Origin of the sequence: Paenibacillus antarcticus (assembly GCF_001637225.1) — a bacterium.
GTDB classification, from domain to species: Bacteria; Bacillota; Bacilli; order Paenibacillales; family Paenibacillaceae; genus Paenibacillus_AQ; species Paenibacillus_AQ antarcticus.
Genome location: NZ_LVJI01000014.1, coordinates 85,119 through 108,072, shown reverse-complemented (window position 1 = coordinate 108,072; position 22,954 = coordinate 85,119). Strand labels below are relative to the sequence as shown.

At 41.2% G+C, this 22,954-nt stretch carries 22 protein-coding genes; 13 read left to right on the top strand and 9 right to left on the bottom strand.

Translation table 11 applies throughout. The features are described from left to right. The first annotated feature begins 9 nt into the window (after window positions 1-9). The 6 genes from PBAT_RS09090 (at window position 10) to PBAT_RS09065 (ending at window position 8,331) form a co-directional block, all read left to right on the top strand. The gene (locus PBAT_RS09090) at window positions 10-981 is read left to right on the top strand and encodes an ABC transporter ATP-binding protein (RefSeq protein ID WP_246168265.1); all 972 of its coding nucleotides are present in this window, start codon (window positions 10-12) and stop codon (window positions 979-981) included. Next, entirely contained in the window at window positions 974-1,963 is a 990-nt protein-coding gene (locus tag PBAT_RS09085) for an ABC transporter permease (protein WP_068648732.1), read from the top strand. The genes PBAT_RS09090 and PBAT_RS09085 overlap by 8 nt, the downstream gene beginning before the upstream one ends. A gap of 79 nt (window positions 1,964-2,042) precedes the next feature. Beyond that, window positions 2,043-4,025 (top strand): DNA topoisomerase IV subunit B, encoded by a 1,983-nt coding sequence (gene parE, locus PBAT_RS09080; RefSeq protein ID WP_068648730.1) that lies wholly within the window; start codon window positions 2,043-2,045, stop codon window positions 4,023-4,025. A gap of 11 nt (window positions 4,026-4,036) precedes the next feature. Continuing rightward, the gene (gene gyrA, locus PBAT_RS09075; protein WP_068648728.1) at window positions 4,037-6,469 is read left to right on the top strand and encodes a DNA gyrase subunit A; all 2,433 of its coding nucleotides are present in this window, start codon (window positions 4,037-4,039) and stop codon (window positions 6,467-6,469) included. 149 nt (window positions 6,470-6,618) lie between these two features. Next, window positions 6,619-7,038, top strand: a complete 420-nt coding sequence (locus tag PBAT_RS09070) for a MarR family winged helix-turn-helix transcriptional regulator (protein ID WP_068648726.1) — start codon at window positions 6,619-6,621, stop codon at window positions 7,036-7,038. A 72-nt stretch (window positions 7,039-7,110) separates the two neighbouring features. Next, window positions 7,111-8,331, top strand: coding sequence for an MFS transporter (locus tag PBAT_RS09065; RefSeq protein WP_068648724.1), 1,221 nt, complete (start codon window positions 7,111-7,113; stop codon window positions 8,329-8,331). Between the two features lie 107 nt (window positions 8,332-8,438). Here PBAT_RS09065 and PBAT_RS09060 read toward each other — a convergent pair whose 3' ends face one another. Continuing rightward, window positions 8,439-8,639, bottom strand: coding sequence for a hypothetical protein (locus tag PBAT_RS09060; RefSeq protein WP_068648722.1), 201 nt, complete (start codon window positions 8,637-8,639; stop codon window positions 8,439-8,441). 356 nt (window positions 8,640-8,995) lie between these two features. Between PBAT_RS09060 and PBAT_RS09055 the strand changes: the two genes are divergently transcribed. From PBAT_RS09055 to PBAT_RS09045, 3 genes are all read left to right on the top strand, one after another. Beyond that, complete coding sequence (locus PBAT_RS09055; RefSeq protein ID WP_068648720.1) at window positions 8,996-9,190, top strand: hypothetical protein; 195 nt, start codon at window positions 8,996-8,998, stop codon at window positions 9,188-9,190. Between the two features lie 105 nt (window positions 9,191-9,295). Continuing rightward, window positions 9,296-10,018, top strand: coding sequence for a hypothetical protein (locus PBAT_RS09050; RefSeq protein ID WP_068648718.1), 723 nt, complete (start codon window positions 9,296-9,298; stop codon window positions 10,016-10,018). Between the two features lie 44 nt (window positions 10,019-10,062). Then, window positions 10,063-10,884 carry a class I SAM-dependent methyltransferase gene (locus tag PBAT_RS09045; RefSeq protein WP_338045642.1) on the top strand — a complete coding sequence of 274 codons (822 nt, stop codon included), beginning with the start codon at window positions 10,063-10,065 and terminating at the stop codon, window positions 10,882-10,884. Window positions 10,885-10,980: 96 nt separating this feature from the next. Here the strand turns inward: PBAT_RS09045 and PBAT_RS09040 are convergent, their stop codons facing one another. From PBAT_RS09040 to PBAT_RS09025, 4 genes are all read right to left on the bottom strand, one after another. After that, a complete protein-coding gene (locus PBAT_RS09040) occupies window positions 10,981-11,898 on the bottom strand; it encodes an aldo/keto reductase (protein WP_068649053.1) in 918 nt (305 codons plus the stop codon). Between the two features lie 190 nt (window positions 11,899-12,088). Beyond that, the gene (locus PBAT_RS09035) at window positions 12,089-12,802 is read right to left on the bottom strand and encodes an RluA family pseudouridine synthase (RefSeq protein ID WP_068648716.1); all 714 of its coding nucleotides are present in this window, start codon (window positions 12,800-12,802) and stop codon (window positions 12,089-12,091) included. 4 nt (window positions 12,803-12,806) lie between these two features. Next, window positions 12,807-13,670: a class I SAM-dependent methyltransferase gene (locus PBAT_RS09030; RefSeq protein ID WP_068648714.1), complete on the bottom strand. Its 864-nt coding sequence runs from the start codon at window positions 13,668-13,670 to the stop codon at window positions 12,807-12,809. Window positions 13,671-13,777: 107 nt separating this feature from the next. Continuing rightward, on the bottom strand, window positions 13,778-14,629 hold the full coding sequence (locus tag PBAT_RS09025; RefSeq protein ID WP_068648712.1) for a GNAT family N-acetyltransferase: 852 nt from the start codon (window positions 14,627-14,629) through the stop codon (window positions 13,778-13,780). Window positions 14,630-14,818: 189 nt separating this feature from the next. Here PBAT_RS09025 and hpaB point away from each other — a divergent pair, with 189 nt between their 5' ends. Beyond that, window positions 14,819-16,270 carry a 4-hydroxyphenylacetate 3-monooxygenase, oxygenase component gene (gene hpaB, locus PBAT_RS09020; protein WP_068648710.1) on the top strand — a complete coding sequence of 484 codons (1,452 nt, stop codon included), beginning with the start codon at window positions 14,819-14,821 and terminating at the stop codon, window positions 16,268-16,270. Between the two features lie 74 nt (window positions 16,271-16,344). On the opposite strand, the gene PBAT_RS09015 is transcribed toward hpaB, so the two are convergent. Next, on the bottom strand, window positions 16,345-17,442 hold the full coding sequence (locus PBAT_RS09015; RefSeq protein WP_068648708.1) for a WG repeat-containing protein: 1,098 nt from the start codon (window positions 17,440-17,442) through the stop codon (window positions 16,345-16,347). Window positions 17,443-17,652: 210 nt separating this feature from the next. Here PBAT_RS09015 and PBAT_RS09010 point away from each other — a divergent pair, with 210 nt between their 5' ends. Together PBAT_RS09010 and PBAT_RS09005 are read left to right on the top strand one after the other, a co-directional pair. After that, window positions 17,653-18,510 (top strand): prohibitin family protein, encoded by an 858-nt coding sequence (locus tag PBAT_RS09010; protein WP_068648706.1) that lies wholly within the window; start codon window positions 17,653-17,655, stop codon window positions 18,508-18,510. A 55-nt stretch (window positions 18,511-18,565) separates the two neighbouring features. After that, window positions 18,566-18,796 carry a hypothetical protein gene (locus PBAT_RS09005; RefSeq protein WP_068648704.1) on the top strand — a complete coding sequence of 77 codons (231 nt, stop codon included), beginning with the start codon at window positions 18,566-18,568 and terminating at the stop codon, window positions 18,794-18,796. Window positions 18,797-18,857: 61 nt separating this feature from the next. Here PBAT_RS09005 and PBAT_RS09000 read toward each other — a convergent pair whose 3' ends face one another. Genes PBAT_RS09000 through PBAT_RS08990 form a run of 3 tightly spaced genes read right to left on the bottom strand, consistent with a single transcriptional unit; the run spans window position 18,858 to window position 21,696 of the window. Then, window positions 18,858-19,649, bottom strand: coding sequence for an ABC transporter ATP-binding protein (locus tag PBAT_RS09000; protein ID WP_068648702.1), 792 nt, complete (start codon window positions 19,647-19,649; stop codon window positions 18,858-18,860). Window positions 19,650-19,669: 20 nt separating this feature from the next. After that, on the bottom strand, window positions 19,670-20,713 hold the full coding sequence (locus PBAT_RS08995) for a FecCD family ABC transporter permease (RefSeq protein WP_068648701.1): 1,044 nt from the start codon (window positions 20,711-20,713) through the stop codon (window positions 19,670-19,672). Then, the gene (locus PBAT_RS08990) at window positions 20,710-21,696 is read right to left on the bottom strand and encodes a FecCD family ABC transporter permease (protein WP_068648699.1); all 987 of its coding nucleotides are present in this window, start codon (window positions 21,694-21,696) and stop codon (window positions 20,710-20,712) included. Before PBAT_RS08990 ends, PBAT_RS08995 begins: the two co-directional genes overlap by 4 nt. Window positions 21,697-21,926: 230 nt before the next feature. Between PBAT_RS08990 and PBAT_RS08985 the strand changes: the two genes are divergently transcribed. Then, on the top strand, window positions 21,927-22,868 hold the full coding sequence (locus PBAT_RS08985; RefSeq protein ID WP_084402943.1) for an ABC transporter substrate-binding protein: 942 nt from the start codon (window positions 21,927-21,929) through the stop codon (window positions 22,866-22,868). Window positions 22,869-22,954 lie beyond the last annotated feature (86 nt).

Sequence of the window (22,954 nt, the reverse complement as noted above, 5' to 3'; positions counted from 1 at the left end):
CGACATACTTTGAGTGTGAAGAGAGTGGATAACATTGTTCTATCTGTTGAGCATGTACATAAAAAAATAGGTAAAAAAATGATTATTAAGGATGTAACTTTTGATGTGCGAGAAGGCGAAATATTCGGTTTCCTAGGACCAAATGGAGCAGGGAAAACGACGACGATTCGAATGTTGGTTGACCTGATTAAACCGAGTAGTGGTACGATAAAAGTGTATGGTTATGATGTCAATCGAGATCAGGAAAATGCGTTGCAATACGTAGGTTCAATTGTTGAGAATCCTGAAGTATACACGTATCTCACGGGTTGGGAGAACTTAGAACATTTTGCTCGTATGCAGTCTGGAGTGGAAGAAGCGCGAATTCAAGAAGTGGTAGATATCGTGCGGTTAGATCAACGAATCCACGATAAAGTACGTACATACTCACTCGGAATGCGTCAGAGACTCGGAATCGCTCAAGCGCTATTAGGTCGTCCCAAGTTACTTATACTCGATGAACCTACGAATGGTCTGGATCCAAAGGGAATTAAGGAGCTCCGTCTGTTCATTAGGAAGTTGGCAGAAGAAGGATTGGCTGTATTGGTATCAAGTCATTTATTAAGTGAAATTCAATTGTTATGCGATCGAGTAGCGATCATTAGTCAAGGCAGTATACTTGCTGTAGGTGAAGTTAATGAGTTAGTATCTCAGAATGCTGATTATGTCATTTGGGAAATGGAACCTTTGTCGGAAGGGGAAATAATACTGTCTCAGTTCGAGGGCGTTCACTTGGTTGAATCCGCCGAATCCGTACTCGATGATTCTCTTATTGCAGGGATGTCCGTGAATTCCGTTGTGACGCAGAATGAAGAGGGAATTATTCCAGCTATTCTTTTGAGACTAGTCAAGGCAGGTATTGCAGTGAAGGGTGTCAATAAGATCAATCCAACACTAGAACAACTATTCCTACAAATGACTGAAGGTGAAAACATTGAGTAACATCCTACCCTTAATACAAAATGAATGTATCAAGATTATTAAAAAGAAACGCTTTTACGTCGTTCTGCTTGTTTTGCTCGTTCTGGTGCCCATTTTCACGTATGCCCAAATGAGGTCATCAGAACTTAGCCGAGATAAGTTCAATGGGGATTGGCGCCTTGAATTACAACAACAAATAACGGATAATCAGAATTCCCTTGGTAGCGATCGTATTCCTGAGGAGTGGAAGAAGTATCGACTTATTTTTGTACAACAACTTCAGTATTATCTAGATCATAATGTGAATCCTAAAGAACCAAACGGGGTTACTTTTACTCGTGAATTCATGGACAATTCCATCAATTTATTCATTCCGTTACTTATTATGGCTATCGCCTCAGACATTGTATCTGGTGAAAGAACGACAGGTACGATCAAAATGTTATTGACAAGACCGGTAAAAAGGTGGAAAGTACTGCTGAGTAAGATGATTACAATGATCATGTTTGTGTCATTGATTATTTTTTCTACTTTTGCTATAAGTTATTTGATCTCAGGCGCGTTTTTTGGATATGTTGGTTTTAATATACCCGTCTTTACGGGGTTCCAGATTAGTGGTTCTAATGTGGATATGTCTGCTGTACATGCGGTACCACAGTGGGAATATCTGTTGATGCAATGCGGATTAATATGGTTTGTAGCGGTCACGGTTGCATTACTTGCTTTTATGGTATCGGTGTTAGTGAAAAGTACCGCAGCAAGTATTGTCGTCATGATGGCTGCACTCATAGCGGGGACTATTTTAACAAATATGGCATCCGCATGGACAAGCGCTAAATATTTATTTATGGTAAACTTGCAACTTACGAATTATTTGGCCGGAACACCAGCTCCCATCGAAGGAATGAATCTTAATTTTTCGTTGATTGTATTGGGAATATGGGCACTTGTTTCGGTTGTTGTTTCATTCACAGTCTTTACGAAAAGGGATATCTTGAATTAAAATAGACAAGGATAACAAAACATCTGTTTGCATCGGATGAACATCATCTTTGATAAAGATTTACTAAGGGGGAGCATGAATGGTCGAGCAGATCGATTTGCTTGCAGAGTCATCCAAAGGCGGCGATAAAGGCCATGCCGGGTACGATGTAGACGACATTCAAGTGCTCGAAGGTCTAGTTGCGGTTCGCAAAAGACCAGGAATGTATATTGGTAGTACGAGTGCATCGGGACTTCATCATCTAGTATGGGAAATCGTGGATAATGCAGTGGACGAACATCTTGCCAAATACTGCACAAGAATTGAAATAACTTTACACAAAGACGGATCCGTGACTGTTCTTGATAATGGGCGCGGAATTCCTACAGGAATTCATAAAACAGGAATACCTACACCTCAAGTTGTATTTACGATTCTGCATGCCGGAGGTAAATTCGGAGGTTCAGGATATAAGAAATCAGGTGGTCTGCATGGCGTTGGTGCTTCTGTAACGAATGCTCTTTCAGAATGGCTTGAAGTCGATATATTCCGTGATGGTAAGATACATCGCCAACGTTTCGAATATTGGGTAGATAAGAAAGGTATAGAACACGTAGGGGAACCTTCTACAGGTCTTGAAATATTGGGAAATACGAATAAGACGGGTACGAAAGTGACTTTTAAACCAGATATACGTGTCTTTGCAAATGGAATTAACTTTAATTATGATACTTTAGCAGAACGGGTACAGGAACTTGCTTTCCTAAATTCAGGGCTTCGAATTGTGTTAAAGGATCATCGTTCTGATAAGCAAGATGAGTTTCACTATGAAGGTGGAGCTAGTCAGTTCGTTGAATTCCTTAATGAAGGCAAGGATGTGTTACATGATGTCATTCATTTCAATGCTGAGAAGGATGATGTCGAAGTTGAAGTAGCACTTCAGTATAATGCTGGGTATACGGAGACACTTGCATCATTCGTTAACTCCATTCCAACACGTGGTGGGGGAACACATGAAACAGGGTTCAAAACAGCTTATACACGTGTCATGAATGATTACGCTAGAAAAACAAGCTTACTCAAAGAGAAGGACAAGAATCTAGAAGGATCAGATTTACGTGAAGGCATGATGACAGTTATTAGTGTCAAAATGTCTGATGTAGAATTTGTGGGTCAGACCAAAGATCAACTAGGTAGTGCATCCGCTCGAAGTATGGTAGATGCGATTGTCTCAGAGAACATGCAGATCTTTCTAGAAGAGAATCCTCAGGTTGCTCAGACACTGATCAAGAAAGCTGTGCAGGCATCGAGAGCACGTGAAGCAGCGCGGAAAGCGCGCGATGATATGCGTACTGGTAAGAAACGTAGCGAAAGTTCTAATCTGAATGGTAAACTGACGCCTGCACAGTCTAAAGATGTGACACGCACAGAATTGTTCATTGTGGAAGGAGATTCCGCAGGCGGCTCTGCTAAGCAGGGGCGGGACTCTAAGATCCAGGCGATCCTTCCATTGAAGGGGAAACCATTGAACCCTGAGAAGGCTAAATTGGCAGATGTCCTGAAGAATGAGGAATATCGTGCGATTGTATCGGCCATCGGTGCAGGAATTGGAACTGATTTCGAACTCGAAGACAGCAATTATTCTAAAATTATTATTATGACCGATGCGGATACGGATGGAGCTCATATTCAAGTATTGCTTCTGACGTTCTTTTACCGTTATATGAAGCCACTTATTGATGCGGGAAAAGTATTTATTGCCCAGCCGCCATTGTACAAGATCACACGTAAATCGGGTAAACTTGAAACGATGCGTTACGCATGGAGCGATGAAGAGCTTGCGAACTATTTGAAAGAATTCGGCGACAAATATGAATTACAACGTTATAAAGGACTCGGAGAAATGAACCCTGAGCAATTATGGGAGACAACGATGAATCCAGAAATGAGAACGTTACTTAAAGTACAGATTGTAGATGCAGCTAAAGCAGAGAAACGTGTATCCACGCTAATGGGCGATAAAGTTGAACCACGCAAACGTTGGATTGTTGATAATGTTGACTTTACTGATGTTGAGGAATAGAAGGTGAATAGATGAGCTTATCAGAAGAATATCTGCCGGCCTACCTAGAGGAAGTCGTCGGTGACCGTTTCGGGCGGTACTCTAAATATATTATTCAAGATCGTGCGATTCCCGATGTACGTGATGGGCTGAAGCCTGTTCAACGACGGATTCTATATTCGATGTATGATTCGGGCAATATGCCTGACAAACCTTACCGCAAATCGGCTAAGGCGGTCGGTGATGTCATGGGGAATTACCATCCCCATGGAGATTCATCGATTTATGATGGTATGGTGCGTATGGCACAACCTTGGAAAATGGGACATACGCTAATTGATGGACATGGTAACTGGGGATCTATTGATGATGATCCAGCGGCAGCTATGCGTTATACGGAAGCAAGGTTATCTCCGATTGCATTAGAATTGTTGCGTGATATCGAGAAGGGTACAGTGTTATTTAAGGACAACTTCGATAACACAACACAAGAACCAGCTGTGTTACCGTCAAGATATCCTAATCTACTGGTGAATGGTGCGAGTGGTATTTCTGCAGGTTTCGCGACAGAAATTCCCCCTCATAATTTACGTGAAGTAATCGATGCATGTATAGCCGTCATGCAGAAGCCAGAGATTGAACTTGAAGAATTGATGACATTCATCAAAGGGCCAGACTTCCCTCTTGGTGGAACAATTATGGGTGGAGAAGGCATCATGGATGCTTATCGTACCGGTAAAGGTCGTATTTACTTAAGATCCAAGACTGACATTGAATTCATGCGTGGTGGCAAACAACAAATTGTTATTACGGAAATTCCCTTTCAGGTCGTTAAATCACGTCTTGTTACAGCTATGGAGAATATCCGCCTAGAGAAAAAAGTGGAGGGAATCGCTGAGGTCCGTGATGAAAGTGGTCGTGAAGGACTTCGAATTGTTGTGGAACTGAAGAAAGAAGCAGATGCACAGGGGATTTTGGCCTACCTGCTGAAAAAAACAGACTTGCAAATCACATATAACTTCAATATGGTTGCGATCGTGAATAAAGCCCCGCAACAATTAGGGCTTAAACCGATTCTAAGCGCATACATCGAACATCAACGTGAAGTCGTAACTCGCAGAACGAGATTTGATCTCAATAAAGTAGAGGATCGCTTACATGTGCTAGAAGGGCTAGTGAAGGCGCTTAACATCTTAGATGAAGTCATAGCAGCCATTAAAGCTTCTAAGAATCGCCAGGACGCTCAGAACAACTTACAATGGATGTTTGGCTTTAGTGAGCGCCAAGCCGACTCCATTCTGACGTTGCAACTTTATCGGATCACGAACTTAGAGATCACGACATTGCAGAAAGAAATGGACGAAATTCATAAGAAGGTTGAAACGTTACGTGCTATTCTTGAAAGTGATAAGAAACTGGTGGCCTTAATCCGCAAAGAATTAATGGAAATCAGAGATAAATTTGGCATAGATCGTAGATCCGTCATTCAAGGTGAAGTCGAGGAAATCAAGGTTAATCTTGAAGTGTTGGTCAATGCGGAGGATGTCATTGTGACATTGTCTAAAGAAGGATATATCAAGCGTACCAGTATGCAGTCCTTTACAAGGTCGGGTGGTGATCGGGAAGGGTCTGGCGTGAAGGATGGCGATTATCTCAAAAAAGTGCTTGAACTTAACACACTTGATAATTTGTTGGTCTTCACACAAAAAGGACAATATTTCATTCTACCAGTTCATCTAATTCCAGAGTTTAAGTGGAAGGATGCTGGAACAGCCATAGTGAATGTGATAAACCTTGCCAAAGAGGATGACATTATAGGATTTATATCTGTATCTACACTTGATGATCCTGGTAAGAGTCTTGTCTTTGTGACAAGAAAAGGCCAAGTCAAGCGTACTGAATTGAAAGAATATATGACAAATCGTTCGAGTGCTATCGCTGCATGTAAAGTAGCAGAAGGGGATGAGATCATCTCCGTTACGATGAGTGATAACAGCAAGGATATTCTTCTTGTAAGTAAGCTTGGGATGAGTATCCGCTTCAAAGAACAAGAGGTTAACCCAATGGGACGAGTATCAACGGGTGTCAGAGGTATGCAATTACGAGATGGTGACGAGATTGTTTCTGCTCTATGGGTGGAAGAAGATGAGGGTGAAATTCTGACGGTAAGTGATATTGGCTACGCCAAACGTTCACTTTTGGCAGACTATCTTTCACAAAGCCGTGGTGGTAAAGGGTTGCCGACGTTTGAATTTAAGGAAGGTAAACGTGTGAAACCCAACGGTAGCGAATTAGTAGGGGCGTTCTATTGTAAGAATCCCGTACACTTAGTTGCTGTAAGCCAAGCAGGGACTACGAACAGTATGACTTCTGAGCAATCTCCAATAACAGATCGTAAATCAACAGGTAAACAATTGATTCATCTGGATAAAAATGATCAGATTATTGATCTGTTCGAGAAATAAATAACGAATAGGGAGGGCATTCTGCTACATTTGTAGTAAGAGTGCTTTCTTTGTAGAATTTATATTTTGCGTGACAGGAAGGAAATGGAACAAACTTCGCGAAAGTTAATGTTATAAACGAAGTGTATATAAGAAAGGTAGGTATACAGTTGCAGACTTCCGAATTCGCGAAATTATGGTCCCAGCTTAGCAAAGATTATAAACTGCATATGGAAAGTGAGCTTGCACCTATACTAACAGAATCCCAATTAACAGTACTTGAGGTCATCATGGAACGTGGCACGATGAAACCATCAGATTTCATACCTTTTTTGGCTACAAGTCCCGCTGCAGTTACGATGCTGTTGGACCGGATGGAGAAGAATGGGCTGTTGGGGAGAGAACGTGACAGTCATGATCGACGTATTGTTTGGGTATCGATCTCTGAGAAGGGCAAGCAAGAAGCGGAACGAGGTATACAAATCCGTGACGCTTTCCTGTCTACGGTGTTAAATCGAATATCATCACATAACCAACAATTACTTGTTTATCTACTAGGAAAGATAACAGCAAATACAAAAGTAGTCTAAGTATTAATGCATAGTCTTTGTCTACTAGCTTAGGTTAACAGGGTTGAGACAACTGAGGGAGTCAAATATATCATGAACAACTTGGAAATACTGCGTAATCCTAAACAACGGAAGTTGCTATTCGGCGTTGGGCTGAGCTGGCTATTCGACGCAATGGATGTTGGAATTATCTCATTTATCGTTGCTGCTCTAAGAGAGGAATGGGCTCTAACTGCTGGTCAGGTTGGTTTTCTTACCAGCATTAGTTCTATGGGAATGGTTCTAGGGGCTGTGTTGGCAGGAGCTATGGCAGATCGACATGGACGTAAATCTATATTATTGTGGACTTTATTAATTTTCTCTATAGCTAGTGGATTGTCTGCCTTAGCTACAGGCTTTGGGATGTTGTGTATACTACGGTTTATATCTGGTATTGGACTCGGTGGAGAGTTACCTGTCGCGTCCACACTTGTATCTGAATCTATGCCTGCGAAAGATCGTGGGCGAGCTGTAGTGTTATTAGAGAGCTTCTGGGCAGTTGGTTGGATCTGTGCTGCGTTGATTGCGTACTTTATTATACCGAAATATGGTTGGCAAGCGGCTTTCGTCATTGGAGCAATGCCTGCGTTATACGCACTTTATCTACGACGTGCGATTGAGGATCCACCGCGTTTTGTTAAACAAATTGGCATTCGCAAACCTTCTTTTCGTGAGAAAGTAGTGCAAGTATGGTCGAAAAAGTATCGCCGTTCCACGATCATGCTGTGGATTCTGTGGTTCACTGTCGTGTTCTCATATTATGGCATGTTTCTATGGTTACCGACGGTTATGACCCTGAAAGGGTTCAGCTTGGTGAAGAGTTTTGAATATGTACTGATCATGACGTTAGCTCAATTACCTGGTTACTTCACGGCGGCCTATTTCATTGAGAAATTTGGTCGTAAATTTGTCCTTGTGACGTATTTAGTGATGACGGCTGTGAGTGCGGCGTGGTTCGGATATGCAACATCGGTAGGTATGTTAATAACAGCGGGTATTTTCTTATCCTTCTTTAACTTGGGTGCTTGGGGTGGATTGTACGCGTACAGCCCAGAGTTATATCCTACAAAAGTTCGTACAACAGGTGTTGGACTTGCAACGGCTATGGGGCGTGTTGGTGGCGTTATAGCCCCATTGCTTGTTGGGGTGCTAGTGTCTAATGGAACAGGAATCAATGTTATCTTTATGATGTTTTTTGTGGTTATTCTCATCGGAGCTTCTGCGGTACTGTTCCTGGGGAAAGAAACAAAGGGCATGGAACTAGCGGATGACTAGGTAAACTTATAGTAAGATAGACACAATGAAAACCTGTTCATAAATGAACAGGTTGATGTTGTGTCTTATGTTTTTCAAGGAGAAGGGAGTTGGATTACAATTATAATTTAGATGAGATCTTCTTCAGTTTCAACTTCATCGGAAACTTCAACTTCATCAGCATCTTCAGCATCCTCAGCTTCGTCTGCTTCTTCTTCATTAAGGATTTCGTCAGTCACATCTTCGCTGGGATCGGATGATTCAGATATTTCAGCGTCTTCTACATTTACTTCTTCTTCCAATACGATAGCGTTTTCTAATTCTCCCATATTAATCCCTCCGTTTATGCACTTAGTTCTCTAAGTGTAGATCAAATATATCATCTCTCTTGAAAAAAGATTGTCACTTCATGCAGACAGAGAACAATAATTTTCCGTCATTTTCCGATCATATATTGCTATTATCTATCAAATCTCAGACTCTACTAGTCGCATCTTGGAGTTTTATAGAACGAATCTCTATATTGTTATGAAATTTAGTTTTAGATTTGCTGTTTCTTCATCCTGTCTCTCATTATCGCACGATCATCTTGGACGGTATTATGTATGGGTTCCCCTATTAATAGACGATTATGTTAAAATATATCTTCTAGAGTTAAAGAAGATAGGTTGAGAAAGGTGATACGATGCAAACGTTAAATGACGTCATTTTTGACATGGATTTATATGATGAGTTGGGTTGGGATTTAGAACATCTGAAGATCATGAAGCTGAATGGACTAGAAATATCTCGTAAATTTCTGAATTTTGTGTTGCAAAAGGGTGATCGTGTAGAGATTGAAACCGTGGATGGAAGAGTCTTTACAGCGGAAGTCCAGTAAGTAAGGAACATATTATGTTTTATTTATTGTAAATTAATGTAACTTTGGTCGCGGCTTGACGTTATATACAATATGACTATAACGATCAGGTGAAGGAGATTTCATATGTTCCTAAAAAAGAATAATACATCTCGGTTAGAACATCGTAAGGAAGAAGAGAGCCCTTCGTTAGTTCGCGATTGGCGTTCTCTTGCAATCTCAATCACGCTATTGGTAGTTGTTATCTTATTATGTATCCGTTATCCGGGACCACTCATGTGGGTTGAAAGTCTCTTTCAGTGGGTGGGTCTACCGCTACATTCAGGTGAGAATGGCATGGGATTACACTATACAAACATTTTTACGTTGTTTCTCATTGGGGTGGTATTGTTCTTTATGGACAGAGGTCTTAACAGGAGTAAGTTTATCGTATTTATCGTTATAATGATGTTGGTAAATAGTGCACCGGATTGGCTTGCGAGGAGCTATCAACGTGTATTCGCATCAGGGGTATACGCAGTGGAAGTGAATCAATCACTAGTTAGTTGTAACTACGTGCTTAAGGATGGGCTTCTTACAGGAACTTGCCAAGTGCCTATTACAAATTATAGTGGAGATCTACTTGAAATATTGCCAATTATAGAATTCCCTAAGTATTGGGGGAATTCAGAATCTAAATTGCCTGTGATTCGGCTAACACCTCTTTTAATTGCTCCAGGAGGAGAAGAACGGATCTACACTGATAGGTTTAGTATTGCAATGGATAGGCTTGAGAATATTTCAGGGGGAGTAGGCCCTGGTTTGATTATTAGATTAACGGATGGCGTCAATATGCGTAGATGGGAATGATTTATTAGAGAGAGGTGTCTTTAAATAGAGGGGGGAATTTCTAAATGATAAATCCAGTCATTGAATATTATCATAGCTTTGGGGAGCGAGAGTGGAGCCGTTTAGATCGAGAACCACTTGAATTTACGGTGAACTGGCATTACATTAAAAGGTATTTGCCACTCTCCGGTCGTATTCTGGACAATGGAGCAGGTCCAGGTAAGTATGCGATTGCACTCGCTCAAGAGGGCTACAGAATGACGTTAACAGATATCACACCGAAGCTTGTTCAAATAGCTAAAGAGAAAGCACAGGAGCATGGTGTAGAGAGACTCTTTGATGGGTTCCATGAAGCGGATGCTACGCATTTATCGGAATTGGCCAATGACTCTTTTGATGCATCCCTGATGCTTGGGCCCTTATATCATCTACAGAATGAGACTGATCGTCGGACTGCTGTTGAGGAACTTCATCGTGTGACGAAGAAAGAGGGCTATGTATTTGTAGCATTCCGCTCTCGTACGAATCATGCGCTTGCGTCTTTGCGATCTCCGATTCAATGGAAACCTAATGATCACATGCAAGCGATTCAGGATTTTATGAACGATGGTATTTTTAATCATACGGATGAAGGAAGGTATACTGGGGCCTATTTTTTCAACGTAGAAGAAATTAATCCTTTTATGGAGAGTAACGGATTCGAATCCATTAATCTTATTGGTTCTACGAATATAGGGACATTACTTAGTGAAGACCAATTATCGTATTGGAAAGAAAAGGGGCCAGAGGAGTATGCTCAGCTTATTGATTTTCTTATAAGAAGAGCAGAAGACCCATCGTTATTAGGCATTTCCTCTCATCTTTTGTATATTGGGCGGAAAGTGTAACGATTATGGAATAAATAGCATAATAATATATCACAAATATCCCCTCCAAGCATACTTGGAGGGGATATTTGTGATGCCAGCTAACGTTACTACCCTTTATGGAAGCTGATTCCCTGCTGCTCGGTATATCTCGTACCATTCTTGTCTTGTAAGAGTGATATTCGAAGCCTTACAAATATCTTTCAAGCGATCTGTATTGGTTGTCCCAACGACAGGTTGAATTTTGGCTGGGTGTCTAAGAATCCAAGCAATAGCAATGGCAGAATTGGATACACCCTTTTCTTCTGCTATTCTATCGATTGTGTTATTGAGTTCTGGGAATTTATCATTATTTAAGAATACACCCTCAAAGAATCCATACTGAAAAGGTGACCATGCTTGGATGGTGATATCCTTCAGACGGCAGTAGTCTAATATACTCCCGTCCCGATCGATAGAGCGGTCAATATGCATATTAACGTTGATGCCAGAGTCAATCATTCCGGTATTCGTAATGCTTAGCTGCAGTTGATTGATGATAAGTTTATGATGTAAGTGCTTGTTAAGTAATTCTATCTGCAAAGGATTCTGATTGCTCACTCCGAAATGTCTGACCTTACCGCTGTTATGCAAAATAGTGAATGCTTCATCGACCTCTTCAGGTTCTACAAGTGTATCTGGACGATGTAACAGTAGTACGTCAATATAATCCGTTTGTAAACGTTTTAGACTAAGATCAACAGAATTCAAGATATGTTCCTTAGAAAAATCAAAGTATCCTGGACGAATGCCACATTTGGTCTGAATAATCATTTGTTCACGTACATTAGGGTTCATTTCAATCGCTTGAGCAAAAATTTCCTCGGATTTCCCAGCACCATAAATATCAGCATGATCAAAGAAATTGATCCCTTCATCCATCGCCGTATGGATAAGTTTTGCGGCATCCGTTGTGGATAGTTCTGCAATTCTCATACATCCAAGGGTAATCTCTGAAGCACTTAACTTACTTTTTCCAATGTTTATATTATTCATAACAACACCACTTTCAAAGAGATTATAATCGAACATACATAATTAGAAATCTTCCCTTTATTATTATAACGCTTACGTTGTATAAAAGAGAATATTCGCGCTAATTTAAAATACACCCCTTAGAGACGGATCGGATTAACCCTTAAAGAGGGTTGTCCAACGAATGGTCTGAGGGGTGTACTATAGATTGTTACAATTGAATGCTATCCTGTGGCCACAAATCCCAAGGGTATTGGGAGGGTGGGGTAGATACTAGTGTAACTTCTTCTTTCGTGACAGGGTGAGGGAAGCCAACAAATACTGACCAAAGGGCGATTTGCTGTCCAACCTTATTCACATCACGACCATACTTCTGGTCACCATATAAGGGGTACCCAGCATGACTGAACTGCACACGGATTTGATGCGATCGACCGGTAAGTAGTTCGATTTGAACTAAACTAAGTGAATTCGAAGTTCCGATCACTTTATAATCGAGGATCGCTTCTTTCGCGCCGGCTGTTCCCTTGGGAACAACAGATACGATATTCGTCTTCGGATCCTTCAATAACATATCTGTTACTCTTCCTTGTGGTGAGGAAAGAGTACCATGAACTACCGCCAAATAGACTTTACGGAAACTTCGACTACGCACATAGTCAGATAGGCGAGAAGCCGCTTTGGAGGTCTTAGCGAAGATCATAGCCCCACCTACAGGGCGGTCTAATCTATGAACAAGACCTACAAATACGTTGCCGGGTTTATTATAACGTTCTTTAATATCATGCTTGAGAATATTAACGAGATCGGGATCTCCCGATGAATCTTCTTGTGTGGGAACGTTCACTGGTTTGACGATCCCAAGAAGATGATTATCCTCGTAGAGGATAGGAATATTAGCACCAGATGTATCCCCTTGATTCATAGACTTAAGCCTCCCAGCGACCAAGAATACCACAAGGAAGTGTCAATCCAGAAGCGGCAATAGGTAAGCCGATTTCACCTGAAGATATCGTTCCACCATATTTCTGTGATACGGTCATAGACAGCATATTACTCAGTACTGTTGGAGAAATACCCGTCGTATATGAATTAATAAGCATGAAGAGCGGCTTGTCTGACATAATTTCCATGCAGCTCTCAAGAAACGGATACAAACTTGTTTCTAGCTTCCACATCTCACCACCAGGTCCACGACCATAGGAAGGAGGATCCATAATGATAGCGTCGTATTTATTGCCACGACGTTGTTCACGTTGAACAAATTTAAACACATCATCTGTGATGAAGCGTACAGGACGGTCTTGAAGACCGGAAAGTTGAATGTTTTCTTTTGCCCACTGTACCATACCTTTAGCTGCATCAACATGTACAACATCTGCTCCTGCATAAGCCGAAGCAACGGTAGCACCGCCAGTGTAAGCGAATAGGTTCAATACTTTGATAGGACGGCCAGCACCTGAAATTTTATCCATCATCCAGCGCCAATTGACAGCTTGTTCTGGAAATAGTCCAGTATGTTTGAAATTGGTTGGTTTTATATGGAACTTTAACTTATCGTAAGAAACGGTCCAGCGCTCGGGAATGGGTTTCTTCATATCCCATTGACCACCACCAGCAGAACTGCGTGTGTAATGGCCATGAACCTTCTTCCATTGCTCTGTTTCATTCTTTAAAGGCCAAATAATCTGTGGATCGGGTCTACGTAAGAGGACATCGCCCCATTGTTCAAGCTTGTCTCCATCACCAGTATCCAACAATTTGTAATCTTTCCAATCATGTGCTACATACATCATTAATCCATCCTTCATTTCAGTCTAAAAGTCATTTAGCTTATATTGTACATCATTTGTCCCTCATAATGCATCTTATAACGTCATATTAACTATGAAATTGTCTCCTAACCTGTAAATTGATAATAATCTTGCTTCTCTTGGGTCACGAAACCACAAGATTCATAAAGTTTCAAAGCCTTGGGATTATGCACAGCCACTTCAAGCCATATTTCTTTATTATGGGGTAATTCCTGTTGGATAATATGGTGGAGTGTTCTTCGTCCAATGCCTTGTCCACGCATAGCTTGATCTACAGTAAAGCCGTAAATCCAAATCTGAGAATCTATCGAGACAACGTTAATCTTACCCGTAGTTACGTCATTGAATTCCACAACATACATATACTCAAGCCCATCATCCGTTAGCGTCTTATGCATTTCGTATCCATCCTCATCACTCATCCCAAATCCATCTTTATCAAGACGAATCATATCTTCGATGTCATCAGGTGTGGCAGTTCGAAGAGAGACCTCAGTCACAAGTGTATTCTCATTTAAGTATGCTGCTTCACATTCATATGTGGCATTCCAACGCATTTGATATTCTGAACATTCATATTGACACGGAATAGTATGTAGAAACCGTTCTCCAGAGACTGAATTAGCAGGTGAATTTAGTAATAATGAAGCGTAGCCGATAACGCCTGTATCTTGGATGGCTCTCTGAAAAAGGGAAGTGAAAATCCCTTGTCGACGATAAGCAGGATGAACCATGCCACATATCTCAAATTTACTGCCGAACTTGTACACGCCTAGGAACCCTATAAGCATGTTCTTTGAATAATGAAAGTAATCATATTGATCATGTGGTTTTCTAGACCGTAATGTTTCCCAGTTAAGCTTGAGGGATAAATGGTCAGTGTCCTCACAGTATTGTTGAAGCGATTGAATATCTTGAAGCTGTTTATTGCTAAGCACTGGTAGATTCCCCCTAGATTACTCTCCTAAGAAAAAAGAATTATATATTTCAATAGCATTATACACTTGTAAACCATTGATTGCTCTGAACTTTAAAAGTATTGAACAAACATGGGCACTTGTTACGTTCTCACAAAGGGGTAGGAGAATATGCTGAGGTATTATTAAGCTTAGAAGGTGGTCTGACACATGGGGATCAAGAACGGGACACAATATATACAACAAATCGATCATTCTAAGCCCGAAGTCTGGTTGCGCGGTCAGAGAGTCTTAGGGAGGATATCAAATCACAAGGCATTCCGTGGGTTAATGTTCACACAAGCTTCCTTGTATGATATGCAAAATAATTTGGAATATAAGAATAGAATGACCTATAACTCTCCTACAACAGGTAATCCAGTGGGATTGTCATATTTACAACCCAGAACAAAGGATGACTTGGCTAGACGTCGAATGATGATGTCATTATGGGGCGAGCGACATCATGGTCTGATGGGACGCTCTCCAGATTATATGAACACAGCGCTAATGGCATTTCATACCGCAGCAGACTTGTTATCAGAAGGATCACCAGAGTTCGCAAATAATTTACGGAATTATTACGAGTATTGCCGCGAGAATGACGTGACTTTATCCCATGTTTTTGTTCAGCCTCCTTCAAGTCGGGGGGTCAATATGATGGATGATGGATCATTTGATACAAAAGCGGCGAAGATCATTGATAAGAATAAGGACGGGATTGTGGTCAATGGTGCTTTTTTATTGGCTACACAAGGGGTTACATCTGATGAGATATGGGTTCATCCACCGGTTACAACCTATCTCCAGGAAACGAATAACCCGAATACATTTGTATTTGCTGTTCCAAATAATTTACCAGGGATGAAATGGATCGCTCGAGAGAGTATGGTCGGAGGAGATTCAAGCTTTGATTATCCCCTAAGTTCACGTTTCGAAGAAATGGATACCTTGATTGTATTTGATCATGTACTTGTTCCATGGCACCGAGTGTTTGTAGATGGTAACGACCATTTATCACAAAAATTATTCAGTGAAAGTGCCTTTCATACGCATTCAGCTCATCAAGTGATATGTAGGTATATTACAAAATCTGAGTTTCTGTTAGGTGTCGTTCTCAATATGGTTGAGTCTCTTGATATCGCAAATCATCCACATATTGTAGAAAAGGTATCTGAAATGATTGTTCATGTTGAGACGTTAAAATCATTGTTAATTTCCTCGGAAATCAATGCATCGGTTGACCGATGGGGAAGTATGCTCCCAGATCGTAACTCACTATGGACTGCTAATGTCTTATTTCCGAAAATATATCCGCGTATGTTGGAAATCATCCAACTTATCGGAGCAAGTGGATTGATCATGATTCCATCGGAATCGGATTTCAACACAGAAATAGAACCGTATTTAAGTACTTATTTAACAGGGAATAACACAGAAGCGAAGAATAAGATTCAGTTATTTCGACTTGCATGGGAACTTAGCTCAAGTGGTTTTGGAGGTCGGCAGGCACTGTATGAACGATTCTTCTTCGGAGATTCGAATACAGTAAATAGGCGATTATTCCATGGTTATTCTCATAAAGATAAATACATGAATCGAGTGAATGATTTCTTGAAATGACATCAAAGGCAAGCAAAGGGATGAATAATCCCTTTGGCTTGCTCTTATATTTGGGGCGAATTATAAGATAGTGACTACGGACGTTTGGTCAGGATATACCCGGTGCCTCGATCTTTCAATGCTACCGCATAGCCATTATTAAACGAGGATGATGCAGATTGGTAAGCTAGCTTTGTCAGTAGTTTGCCTTGGCGATCAATATACCCAAATTTGCCTGAAGGATCAGACTTCGTCACAACCCCTACTAAAGCAAAACCCTCTTTGAATGGGAAGGCTCTATTATATTTCTGATAACCTATGACTAATGTTCCTTTTGGATTGATAAACCCAACGTGCCCACTAGCGTTATACACAGTAGCTAAACCTTCTGAGAAACCATGAGCGTTATTATATTTATAAGGAATAACGACCTTGCCCTGCTTATCAATAAATCCCCATTTACCTTTGGTACTCTGAACTGGGGCCCATCTTTCGGAATAATCTCCAGCTGATTTATATTGAAAGGGAATGACTTGTTTGCCCCTAGTATCGATATATCCATACAATCCTTCGCTGTTCTGAACTACGGCTAATCCTTCAGAAAATCCACGGGCATAAGTGTATTTATAAGAGATAGCTAATTCCCCTGATGTATTGATAAAGCCAATTTTATTTCCTCTGGGTGCATATGCTAATGCCAGTCCTTCGGAGAAAATATATTCTGAACTATATTTTTGCTGTAAAGTTGTGACGACCTTCCCACTCCGATCTATAAAAGCCTCATTGGAATTGGCCATGGTTACATGAGCTACACCTTCAGAGAAATAACCAGCTTCTAAATATGTGCAGGGAATTACTAGCTTACCAGTGGTGTTGATGTAGCCATAACGGTTCGTATCTATATTTCTCACAAGGGCCCGTTGCCCCAAGAAATCGCCCAGAGGTTTAACATTCGCTGGAAGGGTAAAGGCTAGTTTGCCTTTGGTATTATAGTAAACAAGAGCACCATTCGATTGTTCAGCGAATAATAAACCATCATGGAAGGTCCCATCACTTTGAGGTCGAACAGGACTATAGTTCAAAGGTGTTATGGAGGCATGGATTTGTGTCGTGTCTGCGGATGCAAAATTTGTAGCTGAAAGAGTAAGCGTTGTACATAACAGCAATAAAACGAATCTCAATTTTCTAATCATGCTAACAGCTCCTTGTCGGAAATGGTTGTATGTATGCTATAACTATTAACGTATTTTTTTGATATAAGTTACATTTATTATTGGGTTATTCCATTGAACTCTTGAAACTTTTCCCAATTGGGATACGTAACAATTACCAATATTTATGTTCTGCCACATGGGTTTCAGTGGTAAGCTGAATAAGACTACATCATTATAGGAGGTATACAATTGAATACTGAGATTAATCCGAATGTGAAAAAGAATGTGAAATGGATGTCGGGTCTGGTTGTTATTATCTTAATTGTATTAGTATTGGTACTTAATGGCTTCTCCACGGTTCAATATGGCCATATTGGACTGTACAAGACGTTCGGGAAATTAAATAATAATACGCTTGAACCAGGAATTCATATGAGGCTTCCTTTTGTCCAGTCTATTATTCAAGTGAATACGCAAGTTACTAAAGCTGAGACAGACACAACAGCTTCATCGAAAGATCTTCAGCCCGTATCTACTCATGTCGCAGTCAATTATTCGGTCAATAAGGAAGCTGTATATCATTTAATGAACAACATAGGAAGCTCATTCGATGTGATTATCATCAATCCAGCGATTCAGGAGATTGTAAAAGAAGTGACAGCGAAGTATCCTGCGGAAGATTTAATTGCGAAGCGGGATGTTGTAGCAGGAGAAATTAGTGAAAATTTAACGAAAAGATTAGCTAAATATGACCTTATCGTAAATGACATCAATATTGTGAATTTCAAATTCTCAGATGCGTTTAATCAATCCATTGAAGCGAAACAAGTAGCACAACAACAAGCACTTAAAGCCGAAAATGATCTTAAACGTATTCAGATTGAAGGGAAACAAAAAATCGTTCAAGCTCAGGCTGAAGCAGAATCTTTAAAGCTGAAGAAGCTTGAAGTTACACCGGAACTTGTACAACTTAAACAAATTGAAGTCCAAGAAAAAGCCGTTGAGAAATGGAATGGACAATTGCCTAGTGTAACGGGTGGGGCTACACCGTTCATCGATGTAGATTCCTTTAATCAACAGTCGACCCAACAGTCGATTCAACCCTAATAAATGACATAATCAAGTGTCGACTTGCATATTTATAGTATGGGGAACGTCCGGTATGCAGGAGAGGGAAATCGTCCGAAAGAGCCATCCTTTAAAGATGGAGGCGGACGAATATGACCGTAGAACAACTCATTCAACTGCTCGTGCTGATGATTATGATTATGGAGCTCGTGATCGGAAAAGGGAAATCATAATTTCGGTAAGTGTGTATTCTTCGAGTGGTAAAGTTGTATGGGAACAGAACAAAGAGCGCCCGATGGGGCGCTCTTTGTTCTGTTCAGACTAGATAATTGTATTTGTAGTATCTATCCGTTAATCCTAGCTCGGATACCATTAATGTTAGGTCACTATTTCTTTCGTAACTTGCCTTGTGGCACAATCATCGGAGTACCGTAGATCGGATCTGAAATCACTTGGCATTTCAATCGAAATACGGACTCAATGGTTTCTGGATGAATAACATCTGAAGGGCGGCCTTGTGTATATACAGCCCCGTCTTGAATGGCTACGATATGGTCCGCATAACGACAGGCTAGATTAATATCATGTAGTACCATGACGATCGTACGACCGTCTCGTTCATTTAGCTCGTGTAATAAATCTAACACATCAATCTGATGTGTTAGATCGAGATAGGTGGTGGGTTCATCTAACAATATAATGTCGGTCTGCTGGGCTAGTGTCATCGCAATCCACGCACGCTGGCGTTGACCTCCAGATAATGAATCGACAGAACGCTCCGTTAAAGCATCCATACCTGTTGCATGAATCGCAGCGTGTACAGCTTGTTCATCTTCCTTCGACCATTGCTGGAGCCAAGATTGATAAGGATATCGCCCTTGCTTCACTAGTTGTAGGACGGTCAACCCTTCCGGAGTGACGGGACCTTGCGGCAGAAGGGAAAGCTGCTTCGCTAACGTTTTGGATGGCATACTGGAAATATTCGATCCATCCAAATGTATTTCGCCTTGCACGGGTTTTAGTAGACGAGCTAATGATCGTAACAGCGTCGATTTACCACACCCATTGCTGCCGATAAACACAGTGATTTTCCCTTCAGGTATTTCTAAATTCAAATGATCAAAGATGAAGACTCCACCGTAGGACACAGCCAAATCTTTGGCTTCAAGTATGCTCATTAAAGTCATTCCTCCTAGAGTTATGCATTTCGGTTACGGTATAGTAAATATAAGAAGAACGGTACACCGATGGCTGCCGTGAATACACCTGCAGGTATATCGAGCGGTGCGAAGAGCGTTCGGGCAACGAGGTCAGAGATGAGTAATATAAGTGCCCCCAATAATGCACTTACAGGTAGCAGTCCACCAAATGATGAGCCAACAAGCTTACGAGCGATATGAGGCGCCATCAAACCGATGAATGTGATCGCTCCTCCTATAGCCACAGCTGCTCCGGCTAGAGCAACGCTAAGAAGTAGCAATATCAGTCGATGAAGTTGTACGTTCGCGCCTGCACTTGCGGCTACATCATCTCCGAGTGCTTGAACGTTGACATGACGAGATTGAATCCATGTGAGAGGGAGTAATATGAGAACCCAAGGTAGTAGGGTCGAAACATCCTTTTCCCAAGATGATCCATAGATACTACCCGTCATAAATATCATCGATTTGTTTGCCAATATAAAGGATCCTGAAATAATAAACATATACGAAATGGACTTGAAGGCAGCTGACAGACCTGTCCCAATTAATATCATCCGTAAGGGGGAGGCTCCGTTCTTCCATGAAAGTAGATATAGAAGAGCTGTTACAAGAAATGCCCCACCGATCGCTGCTAGGGGAGCCCATTGGATCGAGACTTTCTCAGATAAAAAGAAAACAAAAAGGACAGTTCCAAGCGATGCTCCTTCTGTAATACCCGTTACATCGGGTGATGCAAGCGGGTTGCGAATGATACCTTGGAGAATAGCGCCTGAAACGGCTAATGAGGCACCAACAAGTACTGCGATAAGGATGCGTGGAAGCCGGAGCTTCATGATGATGACTTCATTCATGCTACTTCCCTTACCGGCAATCGATTGGATCACTTCAAGTGGCGATACGTACTTACTACCAATTCCCGTACTAATGACAACAAAAGTAGCGCAAAGAACAAGTAAAGCAGCTATAATCCACAAGGTTCTTTTCTCAATTAGAAAAGATAACTTGGTCTTGTTCCATCGTAATGGTGTGTATTTGCTCATTGCACTCGTTTTCCTTTCCTAGCGATATAGACGAAAAATGGCACGCCAAGAATCGCAGTCATGACACCTACAGGTATTTCTTTGGGCATGGCTATGTATCGGGCACCAATATCTGCGGTCACAAGTAATATACCGCCTAGTACAGCAGAGTATGGAATGACCCAACGATAATCGTTACCGACGAGATATCGAACAATATGCGGGATAATAATACCTACAAATGCGATGGGTCCAGCCACAGCAACAGATCCCCCAGCGAGAAGAATAACGGCAACGGAAGCCAGACTTTTTATTAGTGCAGTTCGTTGACCCAGAGTCTGAGCTACATCATCTCCCATTAACAATACATTGAGGTGCCGTGAGAGTGATATGGCTATAATGAATCCGATAAACAGATAAGGTAACACATTGATGAGCATACTCATGTCTCTTCCGGCTACTGAACCAACTAACCATACGAGAACTTGATCGAACATTTTACCGTTAGTGAGCATATAACCTTGCGTCATGGAGTGGAAAAAGGCAGCGATTGAGGCACCAGCCAACGTGATTTTAATCGGTGTCATTCCATCTCTTCCAATACTTCCAAGATAAAATACGATAGAACCACTAATTGCAGCGCCTAATAGAGCGAATAAGGTGAGCGATTGCATACCGCTAATACCAAGCCATCCAGAAGCGATAACGACCATGAATGCAGCACCTGAATTGATCCCGAATAAGCTTGGTGATGCGATTGGGTTACGTGTAATCACTTGCATTAATGCGCCAGCGACAGCCAGACTACCTCCAGCAGCAACAGCTATAAGTGCGCGTGGTACTCGCACCGTTTGAATGATTAGATGTTCCTGTGATGAATAATCATAATGAACGAAGGATTCCCATATGGAGGATAGCGGAATATCTGTAACGCCGTAAATAACGCTACATATTACCGCAACAATAAGGACGAACAATGAACAAGCGAGCCCAAGTAATCTCATATATGCCTACTTTCTGCTTCATTTTGCGAGTGTCTACTTTAGAATTTTAGTAGATTGATTATAATGTGTCAACGCAAATGATAATCATTTTCATTGACAGTGGACTAAATATTATTTTATATTGTTCATTGAGAATAATTTCTAATACATAGGGGGAAGACAACGTGTTAAACAAGGCAAACAAGAATAGGGCAAAAACATGGTGGGCATTAAGTGCACTAGTACTTGTCATGATCGTAACGGGCTGTGGCTCAAACAATAATGCGGCAAATACTTCAAATAAAACGAGTGAAGATACTGTAGCAACGGATCAGTCTTCAAATGAAATTCGTACTGTGAAACATGCGATGGGTGAAACAGAAATTAAAGGTACTCCGCAACGCGTGGTCGTTCTTACAAATGAAGGAACTGAAGCGGTACTTGCGCTTGGAGTTAAACCGGTCGGAGCCGTTAAATCGTGGACAGGAAGTCCATGGTATGAGCATATTAAAGCCGATATGGAAGGCGTTCAAGAGTTAGGCGAAGAAGGACAACCTAACCTGGAGTTAATTGCAGGACTTGCGCCGGATCTAATTATTGCTAACAAAATGCGTCATGAAGAAATTTATGAACAGTTGAAGGCGATCGCACCAACTGTTGAATCGGAAACACTACGTGGTGATTGGAAAATCAACTTCAAACTGTATGCTGAAGCATTGGGCAAATCAGAAGAAGCAGACAAGCAGCTTGCTGCATTCGATACTCGAATTGAAGATTTCAAAACCAAAGCTGGCGATAAACTGAAAGATACCGTATCTGTTGTTCGTTTCATGGGTGGTAAGACGCGTGTATATCATGCGGACACCTTCTCAGGCATTATTTTCGACCAAATTGGTATTACTCGTAATGATATGACGTTAAACAGTAAAGAAACATTTGTTGACGAAATTACGAAAGAACGTTTACCTGAAGCCGATGCTCACCGCTTATTCTACTTCACTTACGACACAGGTGATGGTAAAGGGAATGATACGGAACAAGAGTGGATCAATGATCCGTTGTGGAAAGGTCTAAGTGCGGTTAAAGAAGGACGCGTATATCGTGTAGATGATGCGATCTGGAATACGGCAGGCGGTATCAAAGCTGCCAACTTACTCTTGGATGAGCTTTACACCATTTATGAAGTGAAATAAATAACTGAATTGGAATAGCCGACCCATGGATTGGGTCGGTTATTTTTGTATTATAAAACGTGCGAGCATAACCCATTTGATTAACC